The organism is Nonomuraea sp. NPDC050643, assembly GCF_040654715.1.
In the GTDB taxonomy this organism is placed as follows: domain Bacteria; phylum Actinomycetota; class Actinomycetes; order Streptosporangiales; family Streptosporangiaceae; genus Nonomuraea.
On record NZ_JBFAIM010000071.1, the window covers coordinates 65,954 to 75,989 of the forward strand.

The 10,036-nt window shown below is 66.7% G+C and carries 8 protein-coding genes and 1 pseudogene; 6 read left to right on the plus strand and 3 right to left on the minus strand.

Annotated features, from left to right (window positions below):
- Positions 1 to 21: 21 nt before the first annotated feature.
- Complete coding sequence (locus AB0I15_RS54145; protein ID WP_358115352.1) at positions 22 to 1,032, minus strand: ATP-binding cassette domain-containing protein; 1,011 nt, start codon at positions 1,030 to 1,032, stop codon at positions 22 to 24.
- A gap of 190 nt (positions 1,033 to 1,222) precedes the next feature.
- Here AB0I15_RS54145 and AB0I15_RS54150 point away from each other — a divergent pair, with 190 nt between their 5' ends.
- The 5 genes and pseudogenes from AB0I15_RS54150 to AB0I15_RS54170 all read left to right on the plus strand — a co-directional run.
- Complete coding sequence (locus AB0I15_RS54150) at positions 1,223 to 1,939, plus strand: hypothetical protein (RefSeq protein ID WP_358115354.1); 717 nt, start codon at positions 1,223 to 1,225, stop codon at positions 1,937 to 1,939.
- A 248-nt stretch (positions 1,940 to 2,187) separates the two neighbouring features.
- Positions 2,188 to 3,258 (plus strand): tetratricopeptide repeat protein, encoded by a 1,071-nt coding sequence (locus tag AB0I15_RS54155; RefSeq protein ID WP_358115356.1) that lies wholly within the window; start codon positions 2,188 to 2,190, stop codon positions 3,256 to 3,258.
- On the plus strand, positions 3,245 to 4,675 hold the full coding sequence (locus tag AB0I15_RS54160) for a hypothetical protein (protein ID WP_358115359.1): 1,431 nt from the start codon (positions 3,245 to 3,247) through the stop codon (positions 4,673 to 4,675). Before AB0I15_RS54155 ends, AB0I15_RS54160 begins: the two co-directional genes overlap by 14 nt.
- A 1-nt stretch (position 4,676) precedes the next feature.
- Positions 4,677 to 5,447, plus strand: coding sequence for a glycosyltransferase family A protein (locus tag AB0I15_RS54165; protein ID WP_358115362.1), 771 nt, complete (start codon positions 4,677 to 4,679; stop codon positions 5,445 to 5,447).
- 174 nt (positions 5,448 to 5,621) lie between these two features.
- Positions 5,622 to 6,179 (plus strand): annotated as a pseudogene (locus AB0I15_RS54170) (Tn3 family transposase); the annotation flags it as partial.
- An 18-nt stretch (positions 6,180 to 6,197) separates the two neighbouring features.
- On the opposite strand, the gene AB0I15_RS54175 reads toward AB0I15_RS54170, so the two are convergent.
- Both AB0I15_RS54175 and AB0I15_RS54180 read right to left on the minus strand, forming a co-directional pair.
- Complete coding sequence (locus tag AB0I15_RS54175; RefSeq protein WP_358115384.1) at positions 6,198 to 6,779, minus strand: TetR family transcriptional regulator; 582 nt, start codon at positions 6,777 to 6,779, stop codon at positions 6,198 to 6,200.
- Positions 6,766 to 8,196: an FAD-dependent monooxygenase gene (locus tag AB0I15_RS54180; protein ID WP_358115365.1), complete on the minus strand. Its 1,431-nt coding sequence runs from the start codon at positions 8,194 to 8,196 to the stop codon at positions 6,766 to 6,768. Before AB0I15_RS54180 ends, AB0I15_RS54175 begins: the two co-directional genes overlap by 14 nt.
- A 576-nt stretch (positions 8,197 to 8,772) precedes the next feature.
- Between AB0I15_RS54180 and AB0I15_RS54185 the strand changes: the two genes are divergently transcribed.
- Positions 8,773 to 9,726, plus strand: a complete 954-nt coding sequence (locus AB0I15_RS54185) for a serine hydrolase domain-containing protein (protein WP_358115368.1) — start codon at positions 8,773 to 8,775, stop codon at positions 9,724 to 9,726.
- Positions 9,727 to 10,036 lie beyond the last annotated feature (310 nt).

Here is a 10,036-nt window from a genome sequence, read left to right on the forward strand (position 1 = left end):
AACTCCGGCTGACCGTGAGAGTCACTGGGACCGACCGGTTGAACGTTGGAGGTGAATGATCTCGCTTTCTGCGCGCTGGGCCTGGTACGCGGCACGCATTACGTCTTCGAGGTCATCCTCCTCGATCGCAATGCTGTTCACAGGCAGGTTCGCAACGATACTGGCCAGCGCCTCCGAGGGAGAAATCCGGCGTTCTCGTTCTTTGCGCTCTGCCGGCACGAGGAATAGGACGGGACCATCCTGTCGCTCGACGCGAAGCCCCGGCAGTTCCCGTAATGCGTTCGAGTCGGAAAGTGTCACCCGAATGCGCCAGGAGCCGCCGAACCGGTGTCTGATTTCTGCCAGTGTGCCATCGAGTGCCACCTGCCCATGATTGATCAGGATCACACGTTCGGCGAGTCGGGCGACCTCCGTCATGTCGTGGGTCGTCAACAGGACGCTGCGACCCCGCTCGCTTACTTGGTAACGAAGAAACTGCCGGACTTGCTCCTTGACGACCACGTCCATACCGATCGTCGGCTCGTCAAGGAATAGGATCTGTGGATCATGTAGGACAGCGGCCGCCAAGTCGCATCGAACCCGTTGACCCAGTGACATGTGACGCACTCGGCTGTCCCAGAACCCCGAAAGACCTAAGAGTTCGTCCAGCTCAGAAAGCTGGCGCCGGTAGTCGGCATCGCTGAGTTCGAAGATGTCGCGCAGAACATCGAATGAGTAACGTGCGGGCAAATCCCACCATAGCTGAGTTCGTTGTCCGAACACGGCGCCGATGTTGCGTGCGTTACGTTCCCGCTCGCGATGTGGCACGATACCGGCGACTGATATCTCTCCCGCGCTGGGCATGATGATCCCGGTTAGCGCTTTGATCGTTGTAGACTTGCCGGCACCGTTTGGTCCGAGCAAGGCCACGAGCTCGCCGAAATTAATATCAAATGAAACATCTCGAACCGCAACCAGGGCTTTGCGTCGTGGTGACACCATCGAACGGATGGCGCCGAGGAAACCGGGACCGTGGATCGTCGTATAGAACACTTTCGTTAATCCACGAACCCGTACCGCGGTGTCGCTAGCTGCTGTTGGTGCCACCAGTATCGCTCCCGCTCACTCCGCGACGGGGTGCTTCTTCGCACGAATTTCGGATCTTCGGATGATTTGGCGGAATAGACTGGCAGGCATAGCGACCTTTCCACATACGCCAGAGACTGCGACCCTGGCTCTGGAAATGATCGAAATCAGGTCGAACGGTGCCGAGAGCCCGGTCGCCGACGACCGGCAGACCGTCCTTTCCGGCATTCCGGGCCGGACGGAAGCCGCGCTGAACCGGGCCACCCGCGACGCCGTCGACCCTGACCACGCCGCGCGGGAAGCACATCCGCAGCAGGCGGGACGAAAGATGATGCGTGGGCTGCTGCAAGACGGCCTGGATCTGAACGCGCTGCGCGAAGTGCGAGCCACCGATGTGACCAGCCGTGGCAGACGCCGTCACGGCACCATCGACGCCGGCCGCACCCGCACCCTGACCACCGTGTTCGGGCAGGTCATGACCGAGCGGCCGGCCTACCGCAACAGCAAGGAACCCAACCCGTACTCCGCTGACGCGTGGCTGCGATCGCTCCCCGATCGCTACTTGCCGAGCATGCGTGGCCTGATCGCCCGTCAGGTCGCGAACGCGGTGCTGCCGGCCGCCCAGGCCGCCATCGACGCCTTCAGAGGGGTCGCAACGGGCAGCGCTCAGCCGACCGGAGACTTCGCTGCCCACGTGCGCGCCTACTACGACCGGCGCGTCCCCGAAGAAGCCAGGCCCAGCAGCGACGCGCTGATGATGCAAGCCGCTGGCGAAGGCATCCCGATGCAGCCCGAGCACCGCAAAACCCAAGGCCGCTCGGCTCCACCCGAGGGTCTCCGCGATCACCTCCGGATGCCGGCTCGCGAGCGGTAGTCCCCCCTCGCGCATCCTGTCAGACTCTTGATCTTTCTGGGAGAGCTTGCGACCATCAGTGTCACGCATGACCATGATCATGCCACGTGGTCGACAAGCAAGTCCAGATCAAGAGCTTTCTCCTTGGTGATTGAAAAAATGAGCCAGGAAAGTAGTCCCCGAACATCTTGGGACGATCACATGACGCGATTCTTGGCGACATGTGCGCCAGAAATTCGGGAGTTCACCAAGACATTATGCCGGCACAAATGAAGACCGCGGTGGATCCGATGCTTGGGGGAGAAATGAATCTTCGTCCGTCAGCGATTGGCGGTCCGGAGCGTGCCAATGATTATGTCAGGGAACTGGACGCCCAAAGGCGCGATGCTGATCGCGCGGGGGACGCCGGTGACATCGGCCAGGCGGTGGAAGGGCTGACACAGCTTCTTCCCCGGTACGTGGACGTGTTCGGCGACGAGCATGTCGAGACGCTCACTACCCGCGATTTCCTGGCTCACTGGATCGGAGAGGGCGGACGCCCGCGAGAAGCCAGGGATCTGTTCGAGAATCAACTCCCGTTATGGATGGAACACGTCGGCCACGACCATCCCGGCACCTTCCACTGCCGGCAGAACTTGTCGTATTGGGTCGGGGAGTGCGGGGATTTCGCCGAAGCGGCCGAGATGTGCGAATCGCTGCTCGAGCGGCGTCGGGTGATCCTCGGTGCGAGCGATCCTGACACCTTGGTCACCTACCATCGGCTGGGCTACTGGATGGCCGAGGCAGGCGATCTCGTAGGCGCTATCACGATCATCGGTGGTGCGCTCAAAGCACGCCTGGCCGCCCTCGGAGCGCTCCACGCCGACACTCTGACCTCGCGCCACGAGATGGCTCGGCGGCTGGGCGAGATCGGCGACTGGCGCGACGCAAAGAGCCTGCTGACGTCCGTTCTCCGAGATCGTGCCGACCTGTTGGGTGAAGAGCACGTCAACGTGCTCACAACCCGTCATGAACTGGCCCGGGCTGTCGGGGAAGCGGGTGACCCGGGCGAAGCGTATCGGCAGCTGAGGGAACTGCTGCCGACGAGGCAGAGAGTCCAAGGACCACACCATCCTCGCACCCTCACAACCTGGCACGAGCTTGTTCGGTGGGGCCTAGTGGTCGACCCGGACGCGAAGCTCGGTACCAAGGAACTGCTGGATCATCGCAACGCCGTGCTGGGAAGCACCCACCCGCACACATTGGCGACGGTCCGGCTCTGCGCCGACGCGCGCGGGGCCATCGAAACGTCCGGCAGCCCGAGCGTCGAGGCGTCGCCTCCGCCGGATGATGTCTCGTAAGGCATCCCCCCATGCGGATATGGGGGCGTTTCAGGGTGCGCGCGCTCAGCAGGAGCACGACGTCAACCGGCTGCTCATGGCCCGGCGAGATGAGGCCGGAGCGCATTTCCGGTCGCATGGCATCGCCCTCCTCGATTATCCGTGGGATACCCGAGAAGGCGACACCTGCGGACCGATCTACGCGGCCTCCCCGTGGATGATCGGTCCGCGTCTGACCCGGACGATCTCCACCGGTGTACGTGCTGTCTTCGAGGCCATCGACCTGCTGCTCACCGACGACGGGCTTCCGCTGCCAGCCGGGCACCTCGGTGGCTTGCTGCCGCAGATGCCCGAATCGGGCGCCTGCCTGGTGGCTTCAAGCCAGGACTGGGCCCGATTGGCCCGACCGGACCTGGTGATCGACGGGGATCAGGCGTGGCTCGTGGACCTCAACGCATCCCCTTGGCTGGGAGGCTTGGTCGAGGCGTCGGACCTGTGTGCTGTGGCCTCGGGACAGAGAGAGGTCGCACGCATGCTCGAGGACCTGGGCGCTCGCCCCAGCGCGCCGCTGCGCGACCTCGTTGATCATCTGCGCCGTACGGACTGTCCGGAGGGCGCCGATCTCCTCGTCGTCTGTTGGTGGGCGGCTGCATCCGACGATTACCCAGGTCGGTACGCGCGGGGGCTGGCCACTGCCCTGACCGCCCTGGGCCTTTCCTGCGCCGCTGCTCCGCTGGAGGCGTTGCGAATCGAGGGAGAGGGGGTCCACCTGGGCAATCGCCGGGTCGGCGCCATCTACCGCTTCTTTGAGGAACCCCGGGGCGGGGACCGCGCTCGCGCGAGGGTCTGGGCATCGCTGTGTCAGCAGATCGCGAATGGCGTCGTCCGACTGGTCGGCAACTTCGTTGGCGACCTCTACGCGCACAAGGGGATGCTGGCGCTGGTGTCGGAAGCCGCCGACGAGGGGCTACTTCCCGGCGCGCTCACCCGCGCCATCCATACCGGCCTGCCCTGGACCCGGCTCCTGGCACAGCGCCGCTGCCTTACACCGTCCGGCCGAATCGACCTGGTCACGTACGCCCTGGCACAGCAAGACAGGCTCGTACTCAAACCCGCCGACGGATACGACGGCGACAGCGTCAACTTCGGCGCGCACCTGCCACCGAACGAGTGGGCCGGCGTGCTGCACGCCGCGCTGCGCGACCCGTCCCGGGCCTGGGTCCTCCAGGCCGATGTCCGACCCGCGCCCGAGAAGGTAGTGATCAGTCGTGCCGGAACACTCGTATCCACCACAGTCCGCTCCGTGCTCGGTGCCTTCTTCGTCGGCCGTGAGTTCGCCGGAGGCATCCGGCGGTGGAGCGCCGACGGCGGCGCCAACATCAACCCCGGCTTGGGAGCGGGTGACGGACCTGTCTTCCGAACCGTGGTGCGACAGTGAGGTGACCGTCCTGACCGTCACCCGGGGCCGCCCCGACCTGCTGCGGGACAGGTGCCTGGCCTCTGTGAGGCGACAGACCGTCCACGTCCGCCACCTGGTGATCGTCGACGACTGCCCGGACACACTGGCCACGATCACGAAATTGCGACCGGGGGCGGAGGTCCTCTATTCGCCCCGATCGGCCTCCGACCACAGCGGTCCTGGACGGTTGGCCCGCCTGCGGAACCTGGCGGTGGCACAGGCGACCACCACCCGCATCGCCTTCCTCGACGATGACAACGAGTGGGCACCCGAACACATCGACTCTCTCCTGTCGCTGGCCAGAACCACCGGCTTCCCCGCAGTGCACTCCCAGCGCATTGTCATGTACCCGGACGGTTCCCCGTGGACGAACGAGACCTGGCCGTGGAGCCGGGATCCGGTGGAGAGCCGAAAGAAGTACGCGTATGCCCTGTCCTGCGGTGTGGTCACCCCAGGTACGCCGTACCTCCGCGACCGGGCTGATCCGCACCGGCGCGAAGGGTCTTGGCGCGACGTCGATCTCAACACCTGGCTCTTCGAGCGAGACCTCCTGCTCGCCCACCCATTCCTGGAGGAGTACACGTCGGAGCACGAAGGCGACTTCATGGGAGAGGACAGCGTCCTGCTTGAGGAACTGCTGGACGCCGACGTGGCCATCGCCGGCACCGAGCAGGCCACCCTGAAGTACTACCTCGGTGGCTGGTCCAACTGCGGCGAAGAGGAGTGGGAGGGCGGTTTCGCCTGGCGCTGACCGCGCCGGGCTGAGGCGGGGCGCCGCTGCCGCCGCCTGGGTCGAGGTCGATGGGGGTTACGGTCGGGGGGCCGTCGCCAAATGGTGGTGCGTTGCAGCCTGGCGTGCCTCCGCCGAGCGGAAGGGTGATTGGCGTCTCGGCGTCACCATCCGTGCCAGCGGGGGTGCGATGTTTCCAACCCGGACCTGCCGCAGGGCGCGATGGATCCGGACGCGTACGTGGTGTGCGTGCTGGAGCACCCGATGCGGGCCCTGACGATCAGGGATGTGTTCGCCTCGCCGTCGCTGCGCTGGGCCGACCCGCGCGCATCTGGTGGCCGGGGCGCAGTGGGAGGCGATCGCCGAGGATGTGCTGGCCTCCCCGTCGCTCACCGACCCGGTGCAACAGCATCTGAACGACAAGGTCCTGGCCCTGGAGGCGGCCTGGAAGCAGATGGCCACCCGCCTGGAGGAGGCGGGCGAGGACGCGCTGGTCTCGATGGTGACCCCGGCCGGAGGCGGACGGGCCCGGCTGTCGGTGGAGAAACTCGGCGCGCTCGGCGAGAGCGAGTCGTTGGCGTGGCTGCGAGCCGCCTGCCAGGCCATGCTGCCCCGCATCGACCTGCCCGAGCTGCTGCTGGAGGTGCACGCCTGGACCGGTTTCACCTGGCCGACATCTTTACCCGCATGAACGACCTGGCCAGGACGTTGGTGGCGCTGCTGATCAGCGAGCCGTGCAACGTCGGATTGACGCGAGCACCCCCAAGCGGACTATGTCGCCATCGGCGTTTGGTGGTGGGCCAGGAGAGCCCGTACGGCGGTGCGGATCGGCTCGCTTGGGGACTCGGGCACGCCGGTGGTGAGAGCGGTGAAGAGGATGCCCAGCACGCTCATCTCCAGGAGCATGGCGTCGTCCTGGCTGATGTCGATGCCTGCAGCGCGGCATTGGCGGATGATGAGATCGCTTCGGCCGTGCAGGGCTACGGTCAGCGTGTGCCGCAGACGGGGGTTTCTGGTGCTCTCCAGGTGCAGCTCGAACAGGGCCAGCGGATCGTGCTGGTCGTCGGTCAGCATCGTGGTCAGGACGGCGACCAGCGCTTCCTCCAGATCGGCGGGCGAGATCGGCCGGACGGTGTAGGCGTCCACGCGTTCGCCGAGCCGGTGGGTGATCCGCTCGATGACCCCGTTGAGCAGCGCGTCGCGGGTGCGGAAGTAGCGCGACGTGGTGCCGGCCGGCACGGCGGCGGCGGTGTCGACGGCTCTGTGGGTCAGCCCGCGTGACCCCTGCTCAGATAGCACGGTGATGGCCGCGTCTGCCAGGTGGTCGCGGCGCTGTGGGTTAGGCGGCGGCACGGTTTCCTTCCCTGTTGGTGGTGTCGGCCGGGCCACACCATTTCACCAGAGCCGCTTCGATACCGGTGTGATCGCCGGCCCAGGCCACGTAGCCGTCCGGGCGGATCAGCGTCGCCTCGGGCCTGGTGCTACCAAGGGGTCTGACGTGCCGAACGCGATTACGCCAGGAGGTCGGGACGCCCGTGTCGGAGAGCAGGACGAAGGTGCCGGCGCGCAACACCTCATACAGACGGCCCGCATCCGTCGGGCCGTCGGCGGCGCGGCGCCCGGCCAGCGGGTGGGCGTCCGGCTCGCCGGGCGGGTAGGCGAACTCCAGGCCGGACAGCCCGCCGAGGATACGGCGGCGGCCGGGAGCGGTGTGGAGCAGGGTCGCCATGATGCGCCGGTTGATCTCCAGGCGCACTCGTGAACCGCTGAGCACCAGCCCGGTCAGGTGGTCGGCCATGGCCAGGACGGCGGAGCCGACCGGGTGCCGCTCGGCGTGGTAGGTGTCGAGCAGCCAGGGCGGGGCCCAGCCGTGCAGAGTGGCGGCGAGCTTCCAGCCCAGGTTGATGGCGTCCTGGATGCCGGTGTTCATGCCCTGGCCGCCGATGGGCGAGTTCACATGGGCGGCGTCCCCGACCAGGAAGACCCGCCCCGATCGGTAACTGCGGGCCTGGCGGCGTTCGGCGGTGAAGCGGGAGAACCAGCGCGGCTCGCTCATGTCATAGTCCGTGCCGGCGATATGGCAGAAGGCCTCGCGGATCTGGGCGAAGTCTGCGTTCTTCTGCTCTTTGCGCAGCCATGCGCCGACCCGGAACCAGCCGTCGCCGAACGGGAGGGTCACCACCACGCCCTGCGTGCCGACCTGGGTGATGGGCGGCGGCTCGGAGGTGGGAATGCGGACATCGGCCAGCAGCATGGGCAGGCTGTAGGCCGCGCCGGCGAAGCCCACGTCGACCAGGTCGCGGACAGTGCTGTGGGCGCCGTCGGCACCGATGACGTACCTGGCCTCCAGCTCGCCTCCGTCCTCGAGCCTCACCCGTACGGATTCGGCGTCCTGGGTCAGGCCGACCACCTTGGCGTTGCGGCGGGTCTGTACTCCGAGTTCGGCGGCGCGCTGCTGAAGGAGCTTCTCGGTGCCGTTCTGGGGCACGAGCAGCAGCATCGGGTACCGCGTGTCGAGCCGCCCGAAGTCGACCCGTGAGGCGTAGGCGGGATACACCGTCCTGAGCGGGTTGCCTCCCGCGACCAGCTCGTCGCCCATGCCTCGGGCGTCGAGCAGTTCCAGGGCTCGGGCGTGCAGACCGAAGGCCCGCGTAACGCCGGTCTCGCTGCCGCGCTTGTCCACGATCGTACATGGAACGCCTGCCAGCGCCAGCTCGCAGGCGGCCATCAGCCCGGTGGGACCGGCTCCCACGATGACGATGTCGTGCATAACACTCCTCGGTTCGCTACATATGTATCGCTACATTTATAGCGCATGGATGGCTGCCAACACCCGCCCTGTTCGCCAAGAGCTCTCCCGTCGCTTTCCGCGCTGTGCACTGATATGGACCGTTTGGGCGTACGCGCGAGTCTCGACACGTGTGACGCCGCGCTCGTGCAACTCGGTCACCACGGCCAGCACGTGTGCGGCCGGACCACCACGTCGACGACCTTCTCCATGAACAGCGGATCGGTCGACCCCTGTGCGGACGTGGCCCGCCGCGCCCATCGCCGCACGGCGGCGCGTACCGGATGGACGGGGTCGCGCGCGGTGCCTCGGGGCGGATGCGCCGCTTGGCGATCATCTCGATGATAGGGAAGACCCCACCCCGACAGGCATGCAGGCGTGACTGATCTTCAGTGAGATTCCCGACACATTGGACGCATGACAAAGTCGCTCGCTACTGCTGTCGCTGGTTCTCTTGCCGCCGGTTGCCTAATCTTCGCCCCCGTAACTCCCGCCTACGCCGCCACCGTAAGTCCTTCGCCGCAGTCCCGCCTTGACGTGCTCACCACTGCAGACGGTATGGCGGGTGCGTTGAGCCAGGTGCGCAGTCCGGGCGGCGCGAGCGTGACCCGGCGCTCCGGCACCGTGCAGCGGGGGAGCGGGAAGCCGATGATCGGGGCCGAGGGCCGGTTCCGGATCGCCAGCGGGAGCAAGCCGATCATTGCCGCCACCGTGCTGCGGCTGGTCGATCAGAAGAAGATCGATCTGGCCGCGCCGGTGGAGCGCTATCTGCCCGGGGTGCTGCGCGGCACCGGCGACGGCGCTGGGATCGACGGCCGGAAGATCACCGTCCGGATGCTGCTGCAGCAGACCAGCGGCCTGCCCGAATACCTCAACGCGATCGACTGGAGGAAACCCTTCCCGGACTTCCTGCAGGTGGCGCTGAGGCTCAAGCCCACGCCCCGCGGCTCCTTCGCCTACGCCAACACCAACTACCTGGTCCTCGGCAGGATCGTGACCAAGGTGACCGGGAAGGACTTCCGGCGGGCGAGCCGGGAACTGATCCTCAAACCGTACGGGATGCGGGACACGTACTGGCCGGCCAAGGGCGACGAGGGCATCCGCGGCCCGCACGCCCACACCTACGGCGTGCACCCCGCCCGTCCGCAGGGCGGCGAGGTGGACCTGACCGACCGGCTGCCCACCTACGTCTTCGGGGCCAGCGGCGGCCTGGTCTCCACCTCCGAAGACCTCAACCGGTTCTGGAGCCGGGCCCCGCTGAGCACGATGACGTCCCGGACGGTGAAGGTCGAACAAGAAGGCTGGCCCGCGGGCGCCCGCTACGGCTACGGTGTCGTCCGGATGAGGACGAGCTGCGGCGACGCCTACTTCGCCGCCGGCGACATGCCGGGAGCCGCTGTGTTCAGCGGCCGCAACCGGGCCGGGCGCGCCGTCACCGTCTACACCACAGGCGTCCCCAAGAATCGGCAGCACCTGATCGACGCCTTTCTCGCCGCGATGTGCGACCGTTGAGCCCGGGTAGCAACTGCGGGGGCTCCCCGGCGTCGAGTCCGATGGTGGCCCCGCGGCAGTGCCATTGTTATTTTGGGTTCCTAGCCTCTTCTCGCAGGTCAGGGAGCGATGATCTTGTCAGGCACTGGCCGGCGTTCGCGATCCCTGTACTTGATCGCGCGGGCCATGATCGTGCGGTGCTGACCGTCCTCGCCCGGATCGAACCCCGCCGGCAGCTAGTGCCGCGTCAGGCCACGTTTGCCCTCTTCACGATGCGGCGTAGGCGAGGGTTATCGGTGTTGCGGTTTCGCCAGGCGATGTAGCGGCGGAT

Excerpts from the sequence above, each read along its gene's own strand:
- AB0I15_RS54150 (WP_358115354.1), top strand. The coding sequence starts at position 1,223 with ATGATCGAAATCAGGTCGAACGGTGCCGAGAGCCCGGTCGCCGACGAC.
- AB0I15_RS54155 (WP_358115356.1), top strand. The coding sequence starts at position 2,188 with ATGAAGACCGCGGTGGATCCGATGCTTGGGGGAGAAATGAATCTTCGT.
- AB0I15_RS54160 (WP_358115359.1), top strand. The coding sequence starts at position 3,245 with ATGATGTCTCGTAAGGCATCCCCCCATGCGGATATGGGGGCGTTTCAG.
- AB0I15_RS54180 (WP_358115365.1), bottom strand. The coding sequence starts at position 8,196 with ATGCACGACATCGTCATCGTGGGAGCCGGTCCCACCGGGCTGATGGCC.
- AB0I15_RS54185 (WP_358115368.1), top strand. The coding sequence starts at position 8,773 with ATGGCGGGTGCGTTGAGCCAGGTGCGCAGTCCGGGCGGCGCGAGCGTG.